At 61.6% G+C, this 23870-nt stretch carries 24 protein-coding genes and 1 pseudogene; 16 read left to right on the plus strand and 9 right to left on the minus strand.

Annotated features, from left to right (window positions below):
* Positions 1-59 precede the first annotated feature (59 nt).
* Together E4631_RS04905 and sucD are read right to left on the minus strand one after the other, a co-directional pair.
* A complete protein-coding gene (locus E4631_RS04905) occupies positions 60-1835 on the minus strand; it encodes a T9SS type A sorting domain-containing protein (protein WP_133658608.1) in 1776 nt (591 codons plus the stop codon).
* A 129-nt stretch (positions 1836-1964) separates the two neighbouring features.
* A complete protein-coding gene (gene sucD, locus E4631_RS04910) occupies positions 1965-2846 on the minus strand; it encodes a succinate--CoA ligase subunit alpha (protein WP_133658607.1) in 882 nt (293 codons plus the stop codon).
* A 140-nt stretch (positions 2847-2986) separates the two neighbouring features.
* Between sucD and E4631_RS04915 the strand changes: the two are divergent.
* Both E4631_RS04915 and E4631_RS04920 read left to right on the plus strand, forming a co-directional pair.
* Positions 2987-3961: pseudogene (locus E4631_RS04915) on the plus strand (PLP-dependent cysteine synthase family protein); the annotation flags it as partial.
* A gap of 69 nt (positions 3962-4030) precedes the next feature.
* Positions 4031-4447, plus strand: coding sequence for a response regulator (locus E4631_RS04920; RefSeq protein ID WP_133658605.1), 417 nt, complete (start codon positions 4031-4033; stop codon positions 4445-4447).
* Positions 4448-4566: 119 nt separating this feature from the next.
* On the opposite strand, the gene ade is transcribed toward E4631_RS04920, so the two are convergent.
* A complete protein-coding gene (gene ade, locus E4631_RS04925; protein WP_133658604.1) occupies positions 4567-6246 on the minus strand; it encodes an adenine deaminase in 1680 nt (559 codons plus the stop codon).
* A 212-nt stretch (positions 6247-6458) separates the two neighbouring features.
* Here ade and E4631_RS04930 point away from each other — a divergent pair, with 212 nt between their 5' ends.
* The 4 genes from E4631_RS04930 (at position 6459) to cmk (ending at position 9238) form a co-directional block, all read left to right on the plus strand.
* Complete coding sequence (locus tag E4631_RS04930) at positions 6459-7151, plus strand: hypothetical protein (protein ID WP_133658603.1); 693 nt, start codon at positions 6459-6461, stop codon at positions 7149-7151.
* Between the two features lie 292 nt (positions 7152-7443).
* Positions 7444-8046 carry a hypothetical protein gene (locus E4631_RS04935; RefSeq protein ID WP_133658602.1) on the plus strand — a complete coding sequence of 201 codons (603 nt, stop codon included), beginning with the start codon at positions 7444-7446 and terminating at the stop codon, positions 8044-8046.
* A 43-nt stretch (positions 8047-8089) separates the two neighbouring features.
* The gene (locus tag E4631_RS04940) at positions 8090-8497 is read left to right on the plus strand and encodes a hypothetical protein (protein WP_133658601.1); all 408 of its coding nucleotides are present in this window, start codon (positions 8090-8092) and stop codon (positions 8495-8497) included.
* A gap of 33 nt (positions 8498-8530) precedes the next feature.
* A complete protein-coding gene (gene cmk, locus E4631_RS04945; RefSeq protein WP_133658600.1) occupies positions 8531-9238 on the plus strand; it encodes a (d)CMP kinase in 708 nt (235 codons plus the stop codon).
* A gap of 158 nt (positions 9239-9396) precedes the next feature.
* Here the strand turns inward: cmk and E4631_RS04950 are convergent, their stop codons facing one another.
* The gene (locus E4631_RS04950; protein ID WP_133658599.1) at positions 9397-10335 is read right to left on the minus strand and encodes a hypothetical protein; all 939 of its coding nucleotides are present in this window, start codon (positions 10333-10335) and stop codon (positions 9397-9399) included.
* Positions 10336-10341: 6 nt separating this feature from the next.
* Positions 10342-11808 carry an MBOAT family protein gene (locus E4631_RS04955; protein ID WP_133658598.1) on the minus strand — a complete coding sequence of 489 codons (1467 nt, stop codon included), beginning with the start codon at positions 11806-11808 and terminating at the stop codon, positions 10342-10344.
* 189 nt (positions 11809-11997) lie between these two features.
* Here E4631_RS04955 and E4631_RS04960 point away from each other — a divergent pair, with 189 nt between their 5' ends.
* Positions 11998-12882 carry a 4-hydroxy-3-methylbut-2-enyl diphosphate reductase gene (locus E4631_RS04960; RefSeq protein WP_133658597.1) on the plus strand — a complete coding sequence of 295 codons (885 nt, stop codon included), beginning with the start codon at positions 11998-12000 and terminating at the stop codon, positions 12880-12882.
* Between the two features lie 152 nt (positions 12883-13034).
* On the opposite strand, the gene E4631_RS04965 is transcribed toward E4631_RS04960, so the two are convergent.
* Positions 13035-13283 (minus strand): macro domain-containing protein, encoded by a 249-nt coding sequence (locus E4631_RS04965; RefSeq protein ID WP_368028008.1) that lies wholly within the window; start codon positions 13281-13283, stop codon positions 13035-13037.
* 162 nt (positions 13284-13445) lie between these two features.
* Here E4631_RS04965 and E4631_RS04970 point away from each other — a divergent pair, with 162 nt between their 5' ends.
* The 6 genes from E4631_RS04970 to E4631_RS04995 all read left to right on the plus strand — a co-directional run bounded on the left by E4631_RS04970 (position 13446) and on the right by E4631_RS04995 (position 17953).
* The gene (locus E4631_RS04970; RefSeq protein ID WP_133658596.1) at positions 13446-13751 is read left to right on the plus strand and encodes a 2TM domain-containing protein; all 306 of its coding nucleotides are present in this window, start codon (positions 13446-13448) and stop codon (positions 13749-13751) included.
* Positions 13752-13872: 121 nt separating this feature from the next.
* Positions 13873-14385, plus strand: a complete 513-nt coding sequence (locus E4631_RS04975; protein WP_133658595.1) for a RimK/LysX family protein — start codon at positions 13873-13875, stop codon at positions 14383-14385.
* Positions 14386-14514: 129 nt separating this feature from the next.
* Positions 14515-15456: a 30S ribosomal protein S6--L-glutamate ligase gene (gene rimK / locus E4631_RS04980; RefSeq protein WP_133658594.1), complete on the plus strand. Its 942-nt coding sequence runs from the start codon at positions 14515-14517 to the stop codon at positions 15454-15456.
* A gap of 140 nt (positions 15457-15596) precedes the next feature.
* Complete coding sequence (locus E4631_RS04985; RefSeq protein WP_133658593.1) at positions 15597-16553, plus strand: succinylglutamate desuccinylase/aspartoacylase family protein; 957 nt, start codon at positions 15597-15599, stop codon at positions 16551-16553.
* Between the two features lie 80 nt (positions 16554-16633).
* Positions 16634-17320 (plus strand): OmpH family outer membrane protein, encoded by a 687-nt coding sequence (locus tag E4631_RS04990; protein WP_133658592.1) that lies wholly within the window; start codon positions 16634-16636, stop codon positions 17318-17320.
* Between the two features lie 60 nt (positions 17321-17380).
* Positions 17381-17953 carry a hypothetical protein gene (locus tag E4631_RS04995; protein WP_133658591.1) on the plus strand — a complete coding sequence of 191 codons (573 nt, stop codon included), beginning with the start codon at positions 17381-17383 and terminating at the stop codon, positions 17951-17953.
* Between the two features lie 81 nt (positions 17954-18034).
* Here the strand turns inward: E4631_RS04995 and E4631_RS05000 are convergent, their stop codons facing one another.
* The 3 genes from E4631_RS05000 to E4631_RS05010 all read right to left on the minus strand — a co-directional run bounded on the left by E4631_RS05000 (position 18035) and on the right by E4631_RS05010 (position 21011).
* Positions 18035-19039, minus strand: a complete 1005-nt coding sequence (locus tag E4631_RS05000) for a zinc-binding dehydrogenase (protein WP_133658590.1) — start codon at positions 19037-19039, stop codon at positions 18035-18037.
* A gap of 153 nt (positions 19040-19192) precedes the next feature.
* Positions 19193-20056 (minus strand): rhomboid family intramembrane serine protease, encoded by an 864-nt coding sequence (locus tag E4631_RS05005; protein WP_133658589.1) that lies wholly within the window; start codon positions 20054-20056, stop codon positions 19193-19195.
* Between the two features lie 46 nt (positions 20057-20102).
* Positions 20103-21011 (minus strand): hypothetical protein, encoded by a 909-nt coding sequence (locus E4631_RS05010; protein WP_133658588.1) that lies wholly within the window; start codon positions 21009-21011, stop codon positions 20103-20105.
* A 127-nt stretch (positions 21012-21138) separates the two neighbouring features.
* Here E4631_RS05010 and E4631_RS05015 point away from each other — a divergent pair, with 127 nt between their 5' ends.
* From E4631_RS05015 to E4631_RS05025, 3 genes are all read left to right on the plus strand, one after another.
* On the plus strand, positions 21139-21450 hold the full coding sequence (locus E4631_RS05015; protein WP_133658587.1) for a hypothetical protein: 312 nt from the start codon (positions 21139-21141) through the stop codon (positions 21448-21450).
* Positions 21451-21540: 90 nt separating this feature from the next.
* Entirely contained in the window at positions 21541-21831 is a 291-nt protein-coding gene (locus tag E4631_RS05020; RefSeq protein ID WP_133658586.1) for a hypothetical protein, read from the plus strand.
* A 118-nt stretch (positions 21832-21949) separates the two neighbouring features.
* Positions 21950-23776 carry a glycoside hydrolase family 10 protein gene (locus tag E4631_RS05025; protein ID WP_240734667.1) on the plus strand — a complete coding sequence of 609 codons (1827 nt, stop codon included), beginning with the start codon at positions 21950-21952 and terminating at the stop codon, positions 23774-23776.
* Positions 23777-23870 lie beyond the last annotated feature (94 nt).

Consider the following 23870-nt stretch of genomic DNA (forward strand, 5'->3'; position numbering starts at 1 on the left):
CAGACTATTTGCTACCCAGCACTTTGAGCATCGTTTCGCCAATCTCGGCGGGCGAACGACTATTCTTTTACTACCCGCTCGATGCGTTGGCCGGTGGCTGTTTGCACCCGTAGCAAGTAAACGCCCGCCGGTAGGGTAGCCGGCAGTGGCAGGGCTTGGCCACTGGGTATGGTATTGGGGCCCAAGACTGGCCGCCCCAACATATCGAGCAGTGATACCTGCGCCCCCGCCGCCCCGGTACCCGTAATGACTATGTGGTCATGGGCGGGGTTAGGAAAAAACTGTAGGGCGGGTAGGCCCCCCGGCCGGGCGGTGGCGAGAGCCACATAGTCGCTGATGCCAATGTCATCGAGGTTGCAGCGCGGGTTGGTGGTTGCGGCCGGGTTAGTGCTGCTGAAGCGCAAGCGCACATTGCCGCCGCGGTTGGCCACAAAGGAATAAGGTGTGAGCGTGCCCGTGAGCACGGGTGGGGCCGCGCCGTTTACCAGCAAGCTGCTATAGGTGATGCCCCCATCAGTCGAGATTTCGGGAACGAACGATACGCCCGTTTCGCTGCCGTAGGTGGCGGCGCTTACCGTTACCACGCCCGCCCCATTGGGCTTGTCTGTATCCATTTCCAACGTGCCACCGCCCCGTAGCCTTGCCGAGCGGGTATCGTTAAATTTGTCGGCCCCGGTCGTGGTGCCAATCAGCGCCTCACCAAACGTCCAGCCGCCGCTATGGAGTTGCACCGAAGCGGCGGCGTAGGCCGTTTTGGTACCCAACTCAAAGTCCTCGAAAAAGCCCGTGCGCGGGGTCGTCACCACAAACGGGATGGCAGTGACTGCTCCACCGTTGGGGTTAGTAACCGTGATAAAGCCCGTAGTAGCGCCAGTAGGCACGTTCACATCCACGTAAGTGTCGGCGGGGCCCAGTACACCGGCCGCCGTGCCGTTGAAGGAAACGCTGCTATTGTAGGTAGTGCTCCTGTCACTTACAAAGATGTTGTAGCCCTCAATATGCACGCGGGTACCTACCGGCCCACTGGTAGGCGAAAAGGTAGTGATGACGGGCGGTGATGCTAACGCAGTATAAACGACAGTAGTAGGCGGCGTACTGCCGCCCCCGCCAGGCCCAGGATTGCTAGCTGTCACGGAGCCGCTAATAGTGATAGTTACAGCTTTTGGCCTCACCAGCGCAGTTACGTGCGTGCTACTGATGAACGTAGTAGGCCCCACCGCGAAATACGCACTACTGTTGAGGATAGGGTCGAGGCTGACCGTGACACCCGGCACGAAGCTAGTGCCATAAATATCTACCACGGTGGGGATGCCCGCTTTGCCCGTACTGGGTGCAATGCTCGTGACCGTGGCCACCGGATTGTAATTCGTAATAGCCGTGACGGTACCCGTCACGGCCACTACCTGCGGGGCGGCCCCCGGACTGGTCAGCGTCACGTTGCCACTATACACGCCCAGCGTGGTACCGGTCAGCCGCACGTAGAGCGGCACATTAGCGAAAGTGCCGCCCGACTGGGTAAGGATTTGAGAAGTGCCAAAACTAGCGCCCGACGTCCACGATACCTCAAAGCCCGCCGGGGCGGTAGCCGTTACGGGGCCCGTTAGCTCGGTGCCCCCCACGTATATGCCCTGCTGGGGTGAGGCAGTACCTATCATCGTGGTAAAGGCGGCCAAGCTACTAGGTGTTGCCGTTAGGCTGGCGGCCGTGGGCTGGCGCAGCAGAGCTAGGCTGGGGCTGGAGCGGCTGGTGAGGGCCGCCGATTTGGCGGGGGTGGAGAGTAGGAGGGTACTCAGCCCTAAGAGCAGCGCCGAGTAGCGAGTAATAAGTTGTTTCATGCTGGAAAGAGTAGAAAAGCTGCCCCAATAGTTGCTGAATTTTGCCGGGAAACCTCAAAATAAAAACGAATACCCCAGCTAGCAAGCCAGGGTATTCGGGTAGGTAATTAACGACTAAGCTGGCAAAAATTACTTGCTACCCAGCACGCGCAGCATGGTTTCGCCAATCTCGGCGGGCGAATCCACGACGTGGATGCCGCACTCGCGCATGATGGCCATTTTGGCGGCGGCCGTGTCGTCGGCACCGCCTACGATGGCGCCGGCGTGGCCCATGCGGCGGCCGGGAGGCGCGGTTTGGCCGGCGATGAAGCCTACGACGGGCTTCTTGTTGCCGGTTTCCTTAATCCAACGAGCAGCTTCGGCTTCCATGCCGCCGCCGATTTCGCCAATCATCACGATGCCTTCGGTTTCGGGGTCGTTCATCAGCAATTCTACCGCCTGCTTGGTGGTGGTGCCGATGATGGGGTCGCCGCCGATGCCAATGGCCGTGGTCTGGCCCAGGCCGGCCTTGGTGAGCTGGTCCACCGCCTCGTAGGTCAGCGTGCCCGACTTCGACACAATCCCTACCCGCCCTTTCTGGAAGATAAAGCCGGGCATGATGCCCACCTTGCACTCGCCGGCCGTGATAACGCCGGGGCAGTTGGGGCCTACCATCGTGATGCCCGGGCGGTCCTTGAGGTAGTGCTTCACGGCAATCATGTCCTTGGTCGGGATGCCTTCCGTGATGGTAACAATGACTTTGATACCCGCCTGAGCGGCTTCCAGAATCGCGTCGGCGGCAAACGCCGGGGGCACGAAAATGATGCTAGTATCGGCCTGGGTAGCGGCTACAGCGTCGGCCACGGTGTTGAACACGGGGCGGCCGAGGTGCTCGGTGCCGCCCTTGCCGGGCGTTACGCCGCCCACTACCTGGGTGCCGTAATCCATCATTTGCTGCGCGTGGAACGAGCCTTCGGAGCCGGTGAAGCCCTGCACGATGACCTTGGAATCTTTGTTGACGAGAACGCTCATGGGCGGCTAACTTGTTGGGAAGAATGAATTGGGGCAAAAGTAGGGCCGGGGCGGGCATTACCCGCACACCCGCCCCCGCCCGGCCGCCGGGCCTACCTTTGTAGGCCAATTAGCTCCCTACCCCCTCCCCACCTGGCAGTATGTACTACGACCATATTATCGACACCCTCGGCAACACGCCGCTCGTGCGGCTCAACAAAGTTACCGAAGGCATCAAAGGCACTATTCTAGCTAAGGTTGAGTATTTTAACCCCGGCAACTCGGTGAAGGACCGCATGGCTTTGCGGATGGTGGAGGACGCCGAAAAGGCTGGCCTGCTGAAGCCCGGCGGCACTATTATCGAAGGCACCAGCGGCAATACCGGCATGGGCCTGGCCCTCGCGGCCATCGCCAAAGGCTACAAAACCGTCTTCGTGATGAGCGACAAGCAGAGCAAGGAGAAGCAGGACATCCTGCGGGCCGTGGGCGCCGAGGTGGTCGTGTGCCCCGTCGACGTGGCCCCCGACGACCCGCGCAGCTACTACTCGGTTGCCCGCCGCCTTAACGCCGAAACGCCTAACTCGTTCTATCCCAACCAGTACGACAATACCTCCAACACGGCGGCGCACTACGAAACCACCGGCCCCGAAATCTGGACCGGCACCGAGGGCCGCATTACGCACCTGGCGGCGGGGGTAGGCACAGGCGGCACCATCTGCGGCAGCAGCAAGTATTTGAAGGAGCAGAACGCAGCCATTTTTACGCTGGGTATCGACACGTACGGCTCGGTTTTCAAGAAATACAAGGAAACCGGCATCTTCGACCCCAACGAAATTTATCCCTACAAAACGGAGGGTATCGGCGAGGATATTTTGCCAAAAAACGTAGATTTTAGCGTCATCGACCAGTTTATTAAAGTAGCTGATAAAGACGCGGCGCTGATGACGCGGCGGCTGGCCCGCGAGGAAGGCCTGTTTGTGGGCTGGAGCTGTGGCTCGGCCGTATTTGGCGCGTTAGAATATGCGCGTGAGCACCTTACAGAGGAAGATACGATGGTCATCGTCTTGCCTGACCACGGTACGCGCTACCTAGGCAAGATTTATAACGACGACTGGATGCGGGCCCAGGGCTGGCTCTAAGGCCATTTTTCCCTTGCCAAATCGAGGTCGATTTGCTAACTTCGTTGACTTAACCCCAGACAGCTTATGACGGACGCACTCAACCACATCGTGCTGATAGAGGACAATGAAACGACGAGCTTTCTGAACAATCGTTTGCTAAGCCGGCTAGGCGTGGCGCGGCAGGTCAGCTCCTTTTCAAAGGCCGATGAAGCTACGCAATTTTTGTGGGGTAGCGGTCCTGCTGCTGCGCAGGCCGCGCCCGATTTGATATTTGTAGACCTGAAAATGCCCGGCATGAGCGGCTTCGATTTTCTGGAGCACTACAGCCAGCTGCCCACCGAGGTCCAGGAGCGCACCGTGGTGGCCGTGCTCACGACCTCCATGCACGCCGCCGATACCGCCCGCGTGGCGCAGTATCCCAACGTGGAATACCTCACCAAGCCCCTGACCGAGGAAAAAATGCAGCGCCTGCTAGCCAAGCGCTTCGCACTGAGCCAGTAAAGTGTGAAAGAACGTCATGCTGACGTAAGGAAGCATCTCTACCGCGTTATTACTAACCTTAAGCGTTAGCATTACTTACGTGGTAGAGATGCTTCCTTACGTCAGCATGACGTTCTTTTTTAAACGAAGGCAAACTTCTCGCCGTCAAACAAACCTTTGTCGCTGAGCTTGAGGCTGGGAATAACCAGCAAAGCCATGAACGACAGCGTCATGAAGGGCGCTTGCAGGCCCGAGCCGAGCTGGGTTTTAGCAAAGTCGTCGAGGGCCGAGTAGGCCGCCGCCACCTCGGGGCCGGGCTGGTCCGACATGAGGCCGGCCACGGGCAGGGGTAGTACGTGCGCGGCGCCACCAGCGCCCACGGCGGCCAGGCCGCCCCGCGCGGCCACCACCAGGTTGATGGCGCGGGCCAGGCTCTCGTCGTCGTAGCCCACGGCCGTGATATTGTGTGAGTCGTGGCCCACGCTGCTGGCCAGCGCGCCCTGCGTCAGCCCAAAACCCTTGATAAACGCCACCGCCGGCGGCGCGCCCGGCGTGTAGCGGTTGAGCACCACCAGCTTGAGTACATCCTGGGCCGGGTCGGGCTGGAGCAGACCGTCGGTGATGGGCAGCTCCAAGTCACGTCGCGCCGTAATCAGCTGGCCATCAAAGCACTCAATCACGGGGTAAGCAACTGATGATTGTTGATTATTGCCTGATAATTGTTGATTGATAATTGATAACTGAACTGCCAGTGCGGCGGCCTTGATGGGCTCGGCGTGGAAATTATTGACCACCGCCACCGGCGCGGGGGGTAGGAGGCACTGGCCATTTTCGGCCACCAGCGCGCCGTCGAGGTAGGTTTTAAGAACCTGAAATTCAGTTAGGTTATTGACCAGAATAAAGTCGGCGGGGTCGCCCACGCGCAGCTGGCCCACGGGCAGGTGGTAGTGCGCCACGGGGTTGAGGCAGGCCACCTGCAGCACGTCGAATACCGAGTAGCCCAGCGCCACGGCCCGCTGCACCAGCTGGTTGATGTGGCCCAGCAGCAAGGTATCGGGGTGCTTATCGTCCGAGCAAAACATGAGGTTTTCGTAATGCTGGGGTAGCAGCTCGATGAGGGCATCGAAGTTGCGGGCCGCCGAGCCTTCGCGAATGAGAATTTTCATGCCCGCTGCCAGCTTGTCGCGCGCTTCGATGGCCGTAAAGCACTCGTGGTCAGTGCTGATGCCGGCGCTGGCGTAGCGCGCGGCATCTTCGCCCTGCAGGCCGGGCGCGTGGCCATCCACGGGGCGGCCGTAGCGGTGGGCCAGCTCAATTTTTTCGAGCACGCCGGGGTCGCGGTGCAGCACGCCGGGCCAGTTCATCATCTCGGCCAGGTAGCCGATTTTGGGGTTTTGAAACAGCGTTTCGATGTCCTGGGCCGTGATTTCAGCGCCGGCCGTTTCGAAGGGGGTAGCCGGCACGCAGCTCGGCGCGCCAAAGCAAAACTTGAACGACACCGGGGCCGCATTGTCCAGCATGTACTGCACGCCGGCCACGCCCAGCACGTTACCAATTTCGTGGGGGTCGCTCACGGTGGCTACTGTGCCGTGGGTCAGGGCCAGCCGCGCAAACTCGCTGGGTACCAGCAAAGAACTCTCGACATGCACGTGCGCATCCACGAAGCCGGGCAGGGCGTAGGGCAGCGCCGGGTCGGGGGTAGGGGCGCCGGTGGGCTCAATGGCGGCCACGTGGCCCGCCGCCACGCGCACCGTAGCCGGCAAGATGGTGCGGGCCGGAATATCAACCACATTGGCGTGGATGCTAAGGGGAGTATGCATAAGTAATAAACAGGGAAATTTGGCTGTCCGCAGCGGCTAGCGGTGTAGTAAGTGCCTGGCAAGGTCCTTAGCGTCGGCCTCATAATTGCTAGCCACCGCGAGCGCAAGTTGGGTCGCCGACCAGGTAGTTGGTACCAATCGTAACAAGATACGTAGCGGCGAAACGAGGAAAATTCCTTCATGCGCTACCTTGTATTTTTGAATTTATTTTAATGAATAAATTAATGTTATTAGTCGGGCTCCTGCTGTTGGCGGGGGTAGGGCACGCCCAGGGTCGCCACCCAAAGTTTTTCGAAACAGCCGTGCACGGTAAATACAAGCCAGGGTTTTATACGCTGGCCGATGGGACCCGGCAAGCGGGCTCACTCCGCATTTGGCAGGATTTAACCCGTAGCGTGGTGCAAATAGACCAGGGCAAGGTTGAGCCTCTGAATCTGCAGTTGGCGGAGCTGCGTGGCTGCATTATCGGCGCCGATTCCTTTCTGGTGGCGCGGCAGGTGGGGCTAGTGGGGGCTCCCAACGCCCACCCGCTCGGAGAATTTGCTCTCCTTCACCTTATTCTAAAAGGCCAGCTGCAAGTGCTGGAGCACGACCAGCTAGTGGGCAGCACCCAAGCCCCGCACATGGGCGCCGGCGGCATCATGTATGGCGGTGGTGGCCCCCAGCACCTGCGCACGTGGGTGCTGCGCCCTACTCCCACAGCCGAGTTGTTGGCCGTGCCGCAAGGCGAGCAGGAGTTTGCCCAGCATATGGCAGGACTATTCGTCGCCTACCCGGCACTGTGCCAGCGCATTCGGGCGGGTCTGGAAGGGCCTCGCGATTTTAAGCGCATCATTTATGCTTTTATGCTCAAGCAAGACATTACCTTGGTGAGCTTTGAAAAAGCAGCGACAATTTTTCCGTAACTTTCGTTATTGGCACCAGTTCCTGGGGCTTCTTTCATTTTACGCTTTGTAGTTACCTCATGCCGTCTTTTTCATCCCGACGTCTCGTTGTGCAAGTAGTTAGTTTACTTGCCGTGGCTGGCTGCCTGGCCACCAGCGGCTGCGCCGGCCACGGCTCGCTGCAGCAAAAAACGCGCTGGTACAAGCACCATAGTGGTAGCAAGTCAGTGCCTTGTCCTTGTGGACATTAGTTGACTTCTAGTAATTTTTGCATTATGTTAGCCTTTGCTTAGTCTTAATAGCTTGCTAACTAATGAAATACCAATACATTTTAGGATTATTCTTATTGGCAGCTATTCCCGTAGCTGCTCAGCAGGCTGCTCCGCACTTGCCCCCAACAAGTTTTCGCGGTGGCTCGTATCAGTTAAAGGGCGGTGACTGGCAGCGGGCTAAGCTGCTCTACGACCCGCAGAGCCTGCGCGTGAGCGATGCCGACCACAAGCCCGATGACCCGCTCGATTTTCCAGCCGAAAAAGTGCAGGCCTTCGTGCTAGGCCGCGATACGTTTACCGTGGTGCGCGAGGTCGATATTCCGCGGCCTACGCAGCACTTTCGCAGCACGTTTGTGCGGCAGTTGTATCGGCGCGGCGGCTTTCAGGTGAGTGAGTACGTAGCCGTGCAGATGCAGCCCGAGCCACCGCTGGTATATGTTATTCTTACCCAGTCCGATAGGCTGGCGGCCGTGCTACCCCCCGGCAACGTTGGGTTTCGGCTGGCGCTCTCCAAGGCGCTGCAAGACTACCCAGCCCTGTCGCACCAGCTTGAGCTAGACCCCAATATCCTGCCGCAGCAGCTGCCGCAGCTGCTGAGCGCCTACGGTACCTGGAAAGCCGACCACCCCACAGCTTCTAAATAACAACTGGTCAATTTATTTTAGTAACCCATTAAGCGCTATCCTTATGCCCGATAATTCTCCCGAAGTAGACTCGTTGCAGGCCGCGGCCGAGCAGGTGCGCCAGCAGCTCAGCCTACCCGCCTTTGATGCCGCTGCCGTGCTGGAGCTCGACCATTTCATCGAAGTGCAGCGCACCGAGCTGGCTGCCCAGGCGCCTGAGCGCGAGGGCGTGGTGGCCGCGTTAGGCTGTTTTCTGGGGCAGTGCCTGGTGCACGCCTACCACGCCGAGTGGGCCGCCGGCCCCGACGGCAGCACGGGGATAGGGCTGGCGAACAAGCTTTTTTTTAATCCTTTTTATTTAGTTAATCAGCAGCTCACTAAGGGCGAAGCAGCGTCGGTAGCGGCATTTTTTCGGTCGGTGCCGCAGCGGCTGGTGGCCGCGAGTGGGGTGCGAAAGCGCTGGATTTCGTAATCTTGCGGGGCCAATGGCCGTATCCGCGCGTTTATGAAAAACCTCGTCATCGCCATTGATGGCTATTCCTCCTGTGGCAAAAGCACTACTGCTAAGGCAGTTGCCTCTACCCTGCACTACGCTTACCTCGATACCGGGGCCATGTACCGGGGCGTTACGCTTTTCTTACTGGAAAACGGCATCGCCTTCGACGACATGGCGCGGGTGGAGCAGGCCCTGCGCCACGATATCCACCTCAGCTTTAAGCGCAACCGCCGCACCGGCCGCAACGAGTTGTGCCTGAATGATAAAATTCGGGAGGATGATATTCGCCAGATGCGCATTTCCAACTCCGTGAGTGAGGTGTCGGTCATTGCGCAGGTGCGCCACGCCATGGTGGCCCAGCAGCAGCAGATGGGGCGCAAGCGGGGGGTAGTGATGGATGGCCGCGACATTGGCACTACCGTTTTCCCCGATGCCGAAGTTAAGATTTTTATGACCGCCGACGTGGGCATCCGCGCCCGCCGCCGCCAGGATGAGCTAACCAGCACCGGCGAGTACGTAGGCCTCGACGAGATTATCGAAAACCTGCGCAAGCGCGACCACATCGACTCAACCCGCGCCGAGAGCCCCCTGCGCCGCGCCGCCGACGCCGTGCTGCTCGATACCACCCACATCACCATCACCGAGCAGGTCGATTTTGTGCTCGACAAAGTGTCGTCGGCCCTCTTCGCCGCCTACGCCCACAAAGTCAATGGGTAGGAATTTAGTGACGAGTGACTAATTTATAGGCAACGTCATGCTGAGCTTGTCGAAGCATCTCTACCCCGTAAGTAATTTCTAACGATTGAAAATTACTTACGGGGTAGAGATGCTTCGACAAGCTCAGCATAACGTTCTTTTGTTACTCAAAGCACCAGTCATCTACTGCCCAATACCTCAATATCAGCCGCCAAGTGCTGACTGAATTCGCGGGCGGCGCCGCGCCAGAGGTGGTTGCCATCGGTGGTGAGGTAGGGCTGGCCGGTGTAGTTGAGGTAGGGCACGCCGAGCGAGTCGCCGGTTTGCCGCATGAGCCGGTCAAAGTCAGGCTGATAGGCAGCCTCAATCGCCGTCATGGCCTGGCCCGTGGGCACGCGCACCAGCACTACCCGGCCGTGCGGCTTCAAAAAAATAATAAGCTGGCGCAGGCTGGCCAGCCGCGCCGCCGAGGGCTGGCTGGTGGTGGCTAGCTGGCGATAGGTAGCCAGGCGCTCAGTCTCGCGCTGATGGGTGCGGGCGGGGGTAGTGAGCGGCGAAGGCAGCGCAATTTCAAGCCAGCCATCGGGGTGCAGGCGCTCGACGGCCGTGGCGGTATCGTGCAGCAAGGCCCGGTAGAGCGGAAAATTCAGGTAATGCGCCAGGTAGCCAAAATTGGGATTCTGATTGACGTTGCGCAGTTGCCCAATCATGAGCTGGTCCTCGGGAAAAACCACGGCCTTATACGCCCCCGTAGGCCGCGCCACCGACAGCGACCACGGGTCCACGGCCACCACAAACAGCCCATTGCGAGTGCCTGGTGCCAGCTTGCGCTGAATGCTGGCCAGGTAACTCGGCCCGTAGGGCGACTGGTAGAGCGTGAAGGCGTAGTTGAGCCACGGCCCGGCGTAGCGCCCGCCCAGCCGCGCCCGCAGCACGCCTGGCAGTACCGCCTGCGCCGCCCGCGAGGTGCCCAACACCAGCGAAGCCGCCGGCGGCGCCGTGAAGCGCGTATAAAACGCGTCGAGGTAGGGCCGCCGCAGCGCCGGCCCTAGCGTTAGCCCGGCCACCAGCCCTACCCCCCCCAGTAGCAGCACTAGCTGCGTAAATAGCTTCCACATAGTGCTTTAAAATTGAAAATAGATAAACTGCGTACTATTGAAAAATCCGAAGAAGAGTATGGCCAGTACTAGCGCCGCGTAGCCGGCCCAGCGCACGGCCGGCACTGGCTGGGCCCAGCGCGCCGCCAGCGCCGGTGACTCGTTGCGCAGGTCTACGGCCAGTAGCAGCGCGCCGGCGGCCAGCGTTACTACTACTTCGGGCGGGTAGTTGAGCAGGAAATGGCCGACGGTGAGCACCGACTCGTGGCGCGTGAGCTGCCCCCAGCCCCGGAAAAGGTGCGCGCTGATATACCAGGCATCGTCCAGCGAGTTGGCCCGGAAAAATATCCAGGCGTAGGCCACCAGCCCGAGGGTAGAGGCTATGCCCAGCGCGTGCAGCAGGCGCGGCCGGGCGGCCAGGCCCAGCCCGCGCGCCAGCGCGGTGCGGGCTGGCTGGGTTAGGGCTTCTAGTACTAAATACAGGCCATGCAGCGCGCCCCAGGCCACAAACGTCCAGCTGGCGCCGTGCCACAGGCCACTTAATAGAAAGACGGCGAACAGGTTAGTGTAGCGGCGCGCCGGCCCGCGGCGGTTGCCGCCCAATGGGATGTACACGTAGTCTCTGAACCAGCCCGAGAGCGACATGTGCCAGCGCCGCCAAAAATCACCCACCGAAGCCGCGAAATAAGGTTGCCGAAAGTTGAGCACCATCTGGTAGCCCAGCACCCGCGCCGCGCCGCGTGCCAGGTCGGTATAGCCCGAGAAGTCGGTGTAAATCTGAATGGTGAAGCCCACCACGGCCAGCAGCAGGGGTAGGCCCTGGTACTGGCGCGGGTGGTCGAAGATGGGCGTCACCATCTGGGCCAGGCGGTCAGCAATGACGACTTTCTTAAACATGCCCCAGGCCATGAGGCGCAGCCCGCTGGCCACCCGGCCGTAGTCGAACCCGTGCGCCTGCCGAAACTGCGGTAGCATTTGCCCGCCCCGCTCAATGGGCCCGGCCACCAGCTGCGGAAAAAATGCTACGAACAGCGCAAACCGCCCCAAATTTTGCTCGGCCGCCAGCCGGCCCTGGTACACATCCACGATGTAGCCCACCGACTGAAACGTGTAGAACGACACGCCCACCGGCAGCGCCAGCGCCAGCACCGGCGCCGCAAACGGCACGTGTAGCGCCGTGGCCAGCGCATTCGTCGCACCCAAAAAAAAATTAAAATACTTGAAAATGAACAGCGTACCCAGGTTACTAATCAGGCTCAAATAGAGCCAGGGCCGGCGCTCGACCTTGGTAGCCAGCCGGCTCATGCGCACCCCGCTCACGTAGTCGAGCAGGGTAGTGGCCGCCAGCAGCAGCCCGTAGATGGGCCGCCAGCTGAGGTAGAAGTAGTAGCTGGCCGCCAGCAGCAGCGGCCCCCGCCAGCGCGCCGGCAAGCCAAAATACAGCCCGACGACAACCGGAAAAAAGACGAGGAAGTGGAGCGAATTGAACAGCATGGGCGGGGGTAGGGCGGCAAAGTTCGGGCGAAACCGCGTTGTGGGCGCTGGGGCGGCCCTGGCCGCCGGGGTGTGGGTAGGGCCAGCTCCGCGCTAGCGGCTTCAGCAGCCTCATTCGCAAGCACCTGTTACTTGCGTACCTTTGCTACCAGCGAACCCAAGGGCATATCGGGGGGTTTAATAGCTACTATGCAGGTAACCATCGATAAAAACTCCGGGTACTGTTTTGGGGTCGAGTTCGCCATTCAGATGGCCGAAGACGAATTGCAACACAGCGGCGGCACGCTCTACTGCCTCGGCGATATCGTGCACAACCGCATGGAGGTCGAGCGCCTCAACAAACAGGGCCTGCGCGTTATCGACCGCGAGCAGCTCGGCACGCTGCACGACTGCAAGGTGCTCATTCGGGCCCACGGCGAGCCGCCCGAAACCTACCAATTGGCCCTGCAAAACAACCTGGAGCTGATTGACGCCAGCTGCCCGGTGGTGCTCAAGCTACAAAACCGCGTGAAGCACGCCTTCGACGCCACCACCCGCGAAAACGGCCAGGTCGTGATTTACGGCCAGCCCGGCCACGCCGAAGTCATTGGCCTCACCGGCCAAACGCGCAACCAGGCGCTCATCGTGATGAATGAGGCTGACCTTGACCAGATTGACTTCGCCCGGCCCGTCACCCTCTTCAGCCAAACTACCAAAAGTACGGCCGGCTTCTACAAGATGAAGGCCCTGATAGAAGCCCGCATCGCCGCCGCTGGCGGCGCGCTCGAAAGCTTCGACGCCAACGACAGCATTTGCCGCCAGGTGAGCAACCGCGAGCCCCAGCTGGCCCGCTTTGCCCAGGAGCACGACGTAATCTTGTTCGTAAGCGGCCGCAAAAGCTCGAACGGCAAAGCCCTGTTCTCGGTAGTAAATGCCGTGAATCAGCGCAGCTACTTCATCGAAAACGAGCACGAAATTCAGGAAGAATGGTTTGCCGAAGCCACTTCAGTAGGCATCTGCGGCGCCACCAGCACCCCGCTTTGGCTCATGCGCCAGGTAGCCGACCGCGTCGAGGGCATCGAGGTAGCCGTGTAGCAGTAGAGCGAAGTTTCCACTTCGTGCGCGAGCGCCAGCGAGCATATTCGTTTGCGCCGCCCGGCCCCGCCTGCTCGCTATCGCCCACGCACAAAGTGGAAACTTCGTGCTACTGCCCTGTTTCCTGCTCGTACAGCCGCTTATTTTCCTGGTCAAACGCCACCAGCACCACCCCGCCCATTAGTGGTAATGACGGCCTCGCCGGTTTTGCAGCCGCCCTGCCGCGCCCAAATTTTCTGGCACTCCTCCAAAATAGCGGGCCCACCCGCGCGGTGAATAGCCCCATCGACGCCCCCGCCGCCGAGCAAGGACGAGTTGGCCGCGTTGACGATGGCCGTGGTAGCCATTTTAGTAATATCGCCCTGCTCGACGCGCAGGCTGGGGGTAGGTGAGAGGCTCATGGGCTGAAAAGCGGAGGTAGGGCCCGGTGTACGCAACGCTTCAGGCGGCGTTTGGGCGGTTTGGGAGGGGTAGGGCTACGCTTCGGCCACGGCCAGTTGCGGCGGGGTAGGGCAAAAGGGTACTTTTGACTATCATCCTCAGCCACTTAAACGCCCCCAGTCATGCAGCCGACCAGCCCTACCCCCGCCTCCCTCCGCGACCAGCGCCTGTGGCAAGTTGCCCGCGCCCGCACCAAGTTTCAGAGCCACGCGCTCGTGTTCTTCGTCATCAATGCCGGCCTGTGGCTGCTGTGGGCCTTCTTGCCCGAAAGCCACGGCCGTCACAGCGAGCTGCCCTGGCCCATCTGGACGAGCGTATTCTGGGGCTTTGGCCTGGTGCTGCAGGGCCTGGCCGCCTACAGCCACCTCAACAGCGGCGAGCGCACCCAGCGCGAGTACGAGCGCCTGCTGGCCGAGGACCGCAGCTAGAAGCCGGTTGTCCTTGCGAGCGCAGCGCGGCAATCGCCCCAGCACGAGCCATCTGGGTATCGTGCTGGGGCGATTGCCGCGCTGCGCTCGCAAGGACAATTCCTGCCTTTCTTTACGGGTAATGAAAGTGAAAAAGCGCCTCGCCAAACGCCTGCTCGGCCGCCGCGAGCTCATTGACCTACCCGCGCTGAACCTGCGGGGGGTAGTGGCCAAGGTCGATACCGGGGCCTACACCAGCGCCATTCACTGCGCCGACCTGCACCTGGCGCCCGACCCCGCCACCGGCCAGCCCGTGCTGCACGTGCGCCTGCTCGACCCCGAGCACCCCGCCACCGACGGCCAGCCCCTGGTCTTCCGCGAGTTTGCGCAGCGCGACATCCGCTCCTCCAACGGCGAGGTGCAGGCGCGCTACGTCATTCGCACCGTGGTGCGGCTGTATGGGCAAAACTTCGACACCGAGTTTTCACTAGCCGACCGCTCCGACCTGCGCCACCCGGTGCTGCTGGGGCGGTCGCTGCTGCGTCAGGGCCGCTTCGTGGTCGATGTGGCGCGCCTCGAACTCTCGTATAAGGCTGAGCGCCGGGCTGCTGAGAAAGCGCGCCGCGCCGCACCCGCGCCCGATGGGGCAGTTTAGCCGTAGTTTGGTAGCGAAATTCAGATAAAAAACAGCCGTAAATGTGGGTTAGTGCCCGCCTACGGCGGAGCTTGATTTCGTGAACCTGCCCATTCTTCCGCTATCCTGGGCGCTGATTAGCTTTATTTTATGAAACTGGCCATTCTCTCGCGCGAACCCAATTCCTACTCCACCAAGCGCTTGGTGGAGGCGGCCATCGCGCGGGGCCACGAGGCGCAGGTGCTCGACCACCTACGCTGCAACCTGGTACTTGAAAAAGGCCAACCCAGCATCCTCTACCGGGGGCAGGCGCTGGACCGGCCCGACGCCATTATTCCGCGCATTGGGGCTTCGGTCACGTTCTACGGCACGGCCGTGGTGCGGCAATTCGAGATGATGAAGGTGCGCACGGCCGTGGACAGCCAGGCCATTGTGCGCTCCAGAGACAAGCTGCGCTCGATGCAAATCCTGAGCCGGGCGGGGGTAGGGATGCCCAAAACGGCCTTCACCAACGACACCGACGAGCTGCCCGCGCTCATCGAGCACGTGGGCGGCGCGCCCGTCATCATCAAGCTCCTGGAAGGCACGCAGGGCCTGGGCGTGGTGCTGGCCGAGAGCGCCAAGGCCGCACAATCGGTAATTGAGGCGTTTCACAACCTCAAAGCCCGCATTTTGGTGCAGGAGTTTATCGGCGAGGCCAAGGGCGCCGACGTGCGCGCCTTCGTGGTCGATGGCGAGGTGGTGGGCGCCATGCGCCGACAGGGCAAGGAGGGCGAGTTTCGCTCGAACCTGCACCGCGGTGGCACCGGTACCCTCGTGAAGCTGAGCCGCGCCGAAAAAGCCGCCGCCCTGCTGGCCACCAAGGCGCTGGGCCTGGGCGTGGCCGGCGTGGATATGCTGCAGAGCAAGCGCGGCCCGCTGGTGCTCGAAGTGAATTCGTCACCTGGCCTCGAAGGCATCGAAAAGGCTACCGGCCTCGACATTGCGGGCCGCATCATCGACTACACGGCCGCCCTCACGCTGCGCAAGCGCGGCGGCAAAACCAAGCCCAAGCGCGCAAAGGCTACCCCCGACTCGGAAGCGAGTTCCTAGTTGAAATCGTTCGTCATGGCGAGCGAAGCGCGGCAATCGCCCCAGCACGATTTCAGAACGAGCGGCGCGGGTGTCGTTCTGGTGCGATTGCTTCGCCTTGCTCGCAAGGACGAACGATTTTACCAGCACTTAGAAGTTACATGATAAATGATAATTCACTGGCTATAAACGGCCTGCATATTCAGCCCGGCGAGCGGGTACTTACCCGGCTGGTTATTTCGCGCCTACCCTCGGGCACGGTCATCGACGTGCCAGTGCATATCATTCGCTCGCTGAAGCCCGGCCCGGTGCTGCTGCTGATGGCCGGCATGCACGGCGACGAGGTGAACGGCATCGAAACCATCCGGCGGCTCATTCGGCGCGATTTGTTGCAGCCCACCTGCGGTACGGTCATCGCCATTCCGATTCTCAATATCTACGGCTTTCTCAATTTCAGCCGCGAAGTGCCTGATGGCAAGGACGTGAACCGCTCGTTTCCGGGGCACCCGCGCGGGTCGCTGGCCAGCCGCGTGGCGCACCGCTTCATGCGCGAGATTATGCCGCTTGTGGACTACGGCATCGACTTTCACACCGGTGGCAAGGCGCGGGCCAACCACTCGCAGCTGCGCTGCCTGCTGGGCCAGGAGCCGGTAATTGATGCGCTGGCAGCGGCCTTTGCGGCGCCGTTTACGCTGCATTCGCGGCTACGCACGGGCTCGTTGCGGGCCACCGCCCACGCGCAGGGCAAGCCCATTATTGTGTACGAAACCGGCGAAAGCCTGCGCCTCGACGAAGGGGGCATTGAGGAGGCCATTGCGGGCACGCTGCGGGTACTGCACCACCTGGGCATGGGCCCCGAGGGCCCTACCCCCGCCCGGCCCAACGTGGTGTGCCAGCGCCACCGCTGGCTGCGGGCGCGCTACGCCGGCCTGTTTCGGGCCCACGTATCGCTGGGCGATTACGTGGAGGAAGGCCAGATTTACGGCTCCATCGCCGACCCCTACGGCGAGCAGGCCGTGCGCCTCGAATCGACGCTCAGCGGCTACGTTATCGGCCTCAACCATATGCCCGTCGTGAACCAGGGCGATGCCCTGCTGCACCTGGCGGTGCCGATATAGGCAATTATCAATTAGCAGCCATCAACTATCATGACTAACGAGCCCAACTGATAATTGCTCTCGGCTCTACCTTTGCGACCATGAAAAATCCTGCCCAACTAGCTTTTAATGCCGTGCTGCTCGTCGCAGTAGCCGTTTTATACTTTCTGCACTTCAACCAGCGCCCGGCCGCCGCGCCGGCCTTGGCCCCAATAGCCGCCACCGAGGAGGCCGCGCCAGCCGATACGGCCGCCGTCGCTGCTACCCCTGCCGCCGCGCCCGAAGCTGCGCCAGTAGTGGCCGCCACGCCCGCTGGTCCGGCCCCGGCCGCCGGCGCCATCGTGTATGTCGAGTCGAGCAAGCTGCTCGATGGCTACCAGGGCATGAAGGATGCCCGCCGCGCGTTTGAGGTCAAAGCCAAAGGCTGGGAGAGCCAGAACCAGGCGCTGGTAGGCAGCTTCCGCACCGCCGTGGAGGCGTACCAGAAGTCGGCCCCTACCCTCACCGCCGACCAGCGCGCCGCCGCCGAGCAGAAGCTGCAGCAGCAGCAGCAGCAGGGCGCCGTGGAGCAGCAGAAGATTCAGCAGCAAGCCCAGGAGGCCGAAGGCAAGCTGACCCAAACCGTACTCGAAAGCGTTAACAAGAAAGTAGAAGCTTACGGCAAAGCCCACGGCTACAAGATGATACTCATTGCCGCGCCCAGCGGCACCATCGCCTACGGCGAAAAAGGCCTCGATATCACGGCTCCCGTACTCACGTATTTGAACAGCTCATACCGCAAAAAATAACCTGCGCTTCGACGTATCTTCGTTCAACAGCCGCCATCTCGCCTTTCTGCTCGTGTTTCTATGAACGCTGACCAACGCCTTGACCAACTCGAACCGCTCCTATCGGAGAGTATGGCCATTCTGGACCAACATACTGCGCTGCTCAACCGCCACACGGCGCAGCTGAAGCAATTGGTCAATGCGGCGTTGCAACACAGCGATAGCCTGAGCTACGTGTTGCGCGAGGTGATAGAAATAAAAGAGAAGCAAGCTAGTTTCGCCACTAAGCAGGAAGAAGTTTCCGCTAAACTCAGTGCCTTAGATAGTAAAGTCAGTTCACTGGTAAGCTCGCTGGATGGCAAAGTCAGCTCACTGGATGACAAAGTCAGCTTACTGGATAACAAATTCAGCTCATTGGATGGCAAAGTCAGTCCGCTGGATGGCAAATTCAGCTCATTAGATGACAAAGTCAGTTCACTGGATGGCAAAGTCAGCTCATTGGATGGCAAAGTCAGCTCGCTGGATGGCAAATTCAGCTCATTAGATGACAAAGTCAGTTCACTGGATGGCAAAGTCAGCTCATTGGATGGCAAATTCAGCTCGCTGGATGGGAAGCTCGACCAGGTTATAAACTTGCTAAGCGCTGGAAAATAAGCAGTGCAAATGCCACTAAACTCAGCGGCTGATTACCCTCCCTGGCAATGGCTAGTGGTTGGTAATCAGCCGCTACTGTTTTCAGCATGTTAGCACTACCTTGCCGAGCTGCTGGCCGGCTTCGAGGTAGCGCAGGGCAGCCTCGCCCTCGGCCAGCGGGAATACTTTATCTACCACCGGCACTAGCTGGTGCTCATTCACCAGGGCCAGCATGTCGTCAAAATCCTGCTCCGAGCCCATCGACGAGCCCAGGATGCTGAGCTGCTTCCAGAACACCTTAGCGGTAGGCAATTGCGGCACATTGCCCAGCGTGGCGCCGAAAAACACGATGCGCCCGCCAGGCGCGGCCACGTCGAGCAAGGTATCGAAAGATGCGCCGGCCGCGCTGTCGATAATCACGTCGAAGCTGCCGCCGGCCTGCTTGGTGAGGGTGCGGCCCCAGTTTTCGGTTTTGTAGTTGATGCCGCCGCGCAGGCCCAGCGGCAGCGCCAGGGCGCGGGCCAGCTTGTCATCATCGCCCGACGTTACCCACACTTCGGCCCCGCGCGCGGCGCAAAACTGCGCGGCCACCTGCGCCACGCCGCCGCCTACCCCCGTCACCAGCACCCGCTCGCCGAGCTGCACCTGCGCCCGCTTGAAGGCTGCCCGGTAGGCTGTTAAGCCCGCCAGCGGCAGCGCGGCGGCCTGCTCCCAGCTCAGGTGCGCCGGGCGGGGCCGCACGTAGTGGGCCGGCACCACGCTGTACTCGGCAAAGGTGCCGGGGTCGGGCATGCCCAGCACCCGGAAGCTGCGGCCCTGCGCCCGCTGCTCATCGCCCCACTCCACGCCGGGGTAAATGATGACCGGCGCGCCTATTTCCAGGTCGGTTACGCCCGCGCCCAGAGCCACGATTTCGCCGCTGCCATCGGCGCCCAGCGTGCAGGGTAGCTTGATGCCGGCGTATTGGCCCAGCTGAATCCAGACGTCGCGGTGGTTGAGGGCGGCGGCGTGCAGCCGCACCAGCACCTCACCGGCGGCGGGCTGGGGGGTAGGGATTTCCCGCACGGCGGCGGGCTGGTGAGTAGCATCGAGCTGAAGAGCGCGCATGGGCTTAGTAAGTAAGGGGGTGGTCAATGGGAAGCTCGCCAATCAGCAAGCAGGTTGAAAAGTCAAACTGTAAGCAGTCATCAGCTTCTGCGTCTTCTGCGAAATCCTCCGCGACTTCTGCGGGCTAAAATCCGCTTGGTCTTCGCAAGCGCCTCAAGCATTTTCTTTTAAGGAGGAAAGCGAATAAGCCACCAGCGGCCCGGCCACAAACAGCCCCAATAGGAGGCCGCCGAGGTGGGCGATATTATCAATATTGCCGGTGAGGCCCGAAATCAAGTTGCTAAGCACGAGGTATAACACGATGCCGAAAAGCCCGCGTCGGTCCCACTTATCCAGCACCAGCTTCTTGCTGAGCAGCAGCGCCAGCAGCAAGCCGTAGAGCCCAAAAATCGCCCCGCTGGCTCCCGTCGAATTAATGCCGCCGCTGTGGTACCAGAGCGTAGCCGCCGAGGCCGCCACGCCGCTGGCCAGGTAGGCGGCCAGCAGCCGTGCGCCGCCGGTGCGCACTTCCAGCAGCACGCCCAGCAGCCACAGGCTGGCCATATTGAGCAGCAAATGCGTGATGCCGCCGTGCACAAACAGGCTGCTTACCAGCCGCCAGGGCTGGTGCGGCCAGGTCAGGCCCGACACGTTGGAGCCCCAGCGGGCCAGCTCGTGGCCGGTGGGTGCCGTGGCCGACACGCCGCTCAGCGTCATGGCCAGCCACACCAGCAGGTTGAGGTCGATGAGCAGCGGCACCGCCCAGTACTGCCGGGTGGGCCAGAACAGCCCGCGCAGCACCGGCCGCAGCAGCTGGGCCCAGGTTTCGTCGGGCGGGGTGGAGGGGGTAGGGGCTTCGGTGGTTGGTGGGGGGGGTAGGGGTGCTTCGGGTAGCAGTTCCCGGCGCCGCAGCTCGGCCACGGCGGCGGCCCCCACGGCGGGCGGGTAGCGGCTGGCGTGGCGGGCCAGGTACAGCAGCTCGGCATCGGGGCGCTGGGCAAAGTGCGCGGCCGCCGCCTCGGGGGTGGAAACATCCATGGGCAGTGTAACCGGCGAGGGGGCCGCTTGGGTTTCGCGGGCTGCGCTACAGGTGGGCTTTCAGCACGACGGCGCGGTAGGGCCGGCCCGTAACCGGCGAGGTAGGCCTGATACCGCGCATCAGGTCCTGTATATCAATTTCGCGTTCTACGAGTTCCTTGTCAGTCAAGAATTTGCGGCCGGGCAGCAGCGCGGGCATGCGGTCCAGAATGTGCTGCTGGCTGCTGGCCACCTGCCCCATGCGCTCAAACTGGTCCTTCATCTTCGGCCCAAAATCGTAGCTGTACACGGCCGCCTTGTTCCAGTCGCGCCAGGTGCTGCGCACGGCCAGGGCCTGGTCGGCAAACAGGTCGCCCGCCTGCCCGGCGTGAGCCTGATTGGTGAGAAATTCTGTCTGCGTTTCGGCCGCCCAAAAGCGGCGGCAAAGCTCCCGAAACTGGCGTAGCGCCGCCGCTTGTTGCTTCTCGGCGGCCGGAATCTGGGCCACTTGGGTGGCCACAATAGGGTCGGTGTCGTAGCTCGGTAGGGGATGGGCCACCACTTCCACCAGCTTCAGTGAGTCGGGCGAGCGATGGGGTGGGCGGCTCATGGCCACCGGGGCCGCGGTGGGCGTGCGCTTTTGCCATAGCCACACGCCGGCCAGCACCAGCACCAACGCCGCTACCCACAGCAGTGGCCGGCGGCCGGCGGTTGGTGCTGCGCCGTCCGTATCGTCCGTGTCATAAGCCGTAGCTGTGTACGCTGCCGCATGGGCCGGTTGGGCGGCCAGAGTGGGGGTAGGGCCTGGCGGGCGAGGGCTAGGAGCAGAAGCAGGCCTGGCCGAACCAAGGCCGCGGCGCATCAGCTCGCGCTGGGCAGCCGTGACAATGTCGGCGTGGTAAAAGCTGGGATTATCGACAAAAAACTGGAGTTCCGCGTCCGTTTTAGCGCGTAGTGCGTCGGTAGGAGAAGCCATAGAATAAGCAGGCAGCGCGGCCCAGGCGCTGGTTTGGACTGGTAAGATGGGCATAAATCTTTGAATACCGCTGCTAACCAGCCGCCTCCGGCTGCGTACACCGGGTACATCCTTTTCCCCTTGTCCTATGTCTACTACCCGCCCCGAAAAAGACCAGGCTACCCAGCCCGCACAGTCGGATGACTATCAGCCCATTGGCCGCCAGGAAGCGCCCACCAACTCCGATGCCCTCTACGGCGGTAATGCCGACGATAACTCGGGCAGCGGCGGCAACGCCCACCCCAGCAGCAACGCGCAGGATAAAAAAGCCGCCAAGCTCGAAACCGACGCCGACGGCAACGCCCAAAACGACGAAAAGAACGACGGCGGCATCAGTGGCCCCGGCGTGAGCGGCGGCACGGGCGTCAGCGGCTCCAGCATGGGCCAGGTCACACTGTAATTTATTAAATGAAGAGTTGGGAATGAGGAATGAAAAATTACCCACTCCTTTACTTCTTCATTGTTACTTCTTCATTCCCAATTCTCCATAATGGTAACTCCCAACCCAGCCCCCGACTCCGGCCGCCCTTCCGAAATTGAAGAAGGCAAAACCCCCAGCACTGCTGGCCCCATCACCAACCCCGACGCCGACCGTGACCCCAACGCCAGCGGCAACCCCGAAGCCGCCACCCAGGAAGACCTGGCCAGCAGCGACGGCGCGGGCATCCGGGGCGACTACGGCGACGCCGAGCAGACCAACGGCCTCGAAGGCGGCGAAAACTCGCTCACCGATGCCGGCCCCGACCGCGCCGGCTCCAAACCCACCAACGATGGCGAGTAGGCGAGTGAAGAGTTAAAGGTTAAAAGTGAAGAGTTAAGAAGCTTTCCCATGCTGGAAGGGGCTTTTTAACTCTTCACTTTTAACCTTTAACTCTTTTTCCCGCCCGTACTTTGTGCTTGTGTTGAATTCCTGGTCGTCCTACCCCCGTCTGCTTTTCTATTGTCTTCTGAGCTTGTTGCCGCTGGCCGGGCGGGCGCAGGTGCCGCCTACCCTCGGCGCCATTGCGGGTGAGGAAGACCTGCGCCCCGCCCCGCCCAAGCGCGAATTGCGCGGCTTTTGGGTGGCCACGGTGGCCAATATCGACTGGCCCAACCAGCGCGGCGAAGCGCCCGAACAATACCGCCGCGAGTACCGCCGCCTGCTCGATGCCGGCCAGCGTGCCGGCCTCAACGCGGTGTTCATGCAAATCAGGCCCGCGTCGGATGCCTTCTATAAGTCTGATTTAGAGCCCTGGAGCAAGTACCTGACCGGCCGCCAGGGCAAGCCGCCCGGCGAAAACGACGACCCGCTGCCCTTCCTCATTGCCGAGGCGCACCGGCGCAACATGGAGTTTCACGCCTGGTTCAACCCCTACCGGGCCACCATGGACACCGTGACGCGCTCGCTGGCCCCGCTGCACCCGTACAAAAAGCACCCCGACTGGTTTATCAAATACGCGGGCCAGTACCTCTACAACCCCGGCCTGCCCGATGTACGCAACCACATCAAGCGTGTAATTATGGACGTGGTGCGACGCTATGATATTGATGGCGTGCATTTTGACGACTACTTTTATCCTTACCCCGAGCCGAATCAGGTTTTTCACGACGAGCAGGCGTTTATAAGCCAAAACCCTGACAACTTGGCCCTAGCCGACTGGCGCCGGCAGAACGTCAATATTCTCATCCACGACCTGCACGACAGTATTCAGACGGCCAAGCGCTGGGTGAAATTCGGGATTTCACCCTTCGGCGTGTGGATGAACAAGAGCGCCAACCCGCTCGGCTCCGACACCCGCGCCGGCCAGCCCAGCTACTCCAACCTTTACGCCGACTCGCGCCTGTGGCTGGAGCAGGGCTGGGTCGACTACATTCTGCCGCAGCTGTACTGGAGCACCAAGTTTCGGCTCGTGCCCTACGCCACGCTGCTGGAATGGTGGACGCGCAACCACTTTCAGCGCCACCTCTACATTGGGCACGGCACTTACCGCATGCTCGAAAGCACCCGCTCGGACACCGCCTGGCGCAATCCGCACGAGCTGCCCCGCCAGCTGCGCCTCAACCGCGACTACCCCCTCGATGTGCAGGGAAGCGTGTTTTTCTCGGCCAAGTCGGTGGCTACTAATCCGCTGCACACCACCGACTCGCTGCGCCGCGACCTCTACCGCGCCCCGGCGCTGGTGCCCGTTATGCCCTGGCTCGATAGCCTGGCCCCGCGCCCCGTGCGCGAGCTGGTGCTCAGTCGCCTGGGCCACACCGCTACCCTCACCTGGCAGCCCGACCTGCGCCCCGCCACCGATGGCGACCTGGCTGCCTACTACGTGCTCTACCGCTTCGAGCGCGGCCAGGTGATGGGCCCCAACGACCCGCGCCGCATCCTGACCATTGTGCGGCCCGCCGCCCTGGCCCAGCCCGCCACTTTCGCCGACACCACCGCCCAGCCCGGCGTGGCCTACGCCTACTTCCTCACGGCCGTGGACCGCCTGCACAACGAAAGCGTACCGGTCCGCATTTTCAGCGAAGGCAAGCTGCCCGTCGAGACGCTGGCTGCCGCGCCGCCCGCCGGGACCCCGGTGCCGCCCGTGGCTGCTACCCGCCCGGCTCCGCGCCCGCCGGTGGCCGTAGCGCCCCGCCCGCAGCCGCGGCCCGCCGCATCTGGTACCGAAGAGGCCGCCAAAATGAAGGTTAAAGTCAAGGAAAAGCCCCGCCGCCGGGGCTTCTTCGCCCGGCTCTTTGGGCTGAAATAGGGGGGTAGGGAGTTGGATAAAATAATAAGAACGTCATGCTGAGCTTGCCGAAGCATCTCTACCGCATCCATTGAATGGCGCGGTAGAGATGCTT

Origin of the sequence: Hymenobacter sp. UV11 (assembly GCF_004684095.1) — a bacterium.
Taxonomy (GTDB): domain Bacteria; phylum Bacteroidota; class Bacteroidia; order Cytophagales; family Hymenobacteraceae; genus Hymenobacter.